General features: G+C 70.7%; 1 CRISPR repeat array.

From position 1 onward, the window contains the following. Positions 1-820: a CRISPR direct-repeat array (repeat unit 28 nt; unit sequence GGCTCATCCCCGCCTGCGCGGGGAGCAC). Positions 821-822: the final 2 nt, after the last annotated feature.

The following is an 822-nucleotide window of genomic DNA, read 5'->3' on the forward strand; positions in this document are numbered from 1 at the left end:
GGCTCATCCCCGCCTGCGCGGGGAGCACCCACTGTTGCGGGGGGGGTGGCGTAAATGGCGGGCTCATCCCCGCCTGCGCGGGGAGCACGGAAGCTCAACATTAAACCTTCAGCATCGAAACGGCTCATCCCCGCCTGCGCGGGGAGCACTTCGCCATAGGCCTTCATGCACCGAAGGCTGTCGGCTCATCCCCGCCTGCGCGGGGAGCACATCTCGACGTCGTCGGCTCCACCGTCGCCAGTGGGCTCATCCCCGCCTGCGCGGGGAGCACCTGGGAGACGCTGCAACCACAGTGGGCGGCATGGGCTCATCCCCGCCTGCGCGGGGAGCACGACGAGCACGGCGCGAACTACACCGCCCGCATGGGCTCATCCCCGCCTGCGCGGGGAGCACCGGACTGCGACAGCTCGGTGATCGTCAATCCTGGGCTCATCCCCGCCTGCGCGGGGAGCACGTCCTCGTCCTGCAGAAGGGCGCGCCGGGCTTCGGCTCATCCCCGCCTGCGCGGGGAGCACCCCTTCACCAGCGACGCGACGTAGCCGAGCTCGGGCTCATCCCCGCCTGCGCGGGGAGCACCGCTCGTCTTCCTCCGGCCATGAGGCGCGGAGGGGCTCATCCCCGCCTGCGCGGGGAGCACGCCAGACATGGAAGGCTCACCGCCGGGCATCTGGGCTCATCCCCGCCTGCGCGGGGAGCACAGGTTGAATGCAGCCTGCGCAGCAGTTTGCGCCGGCTCATCCCCGCCTGCGCGGGGAGCACGGCAAGGACACCTTCTGGTGGATAGAGGAAATGGGCTCATCCCCGCCTGCGCGGGGAGCACCT

It is taken from the genome of Corynebacterium sp. HMSC074A01 (genome assembly GCF_001831515.1).
Classification (GTDB): domain Bacteria; phylum Actinomycetota; class Actinomycetes; order Mycobacteriales; family Mycobacteriaceae; genus Corynebacterium.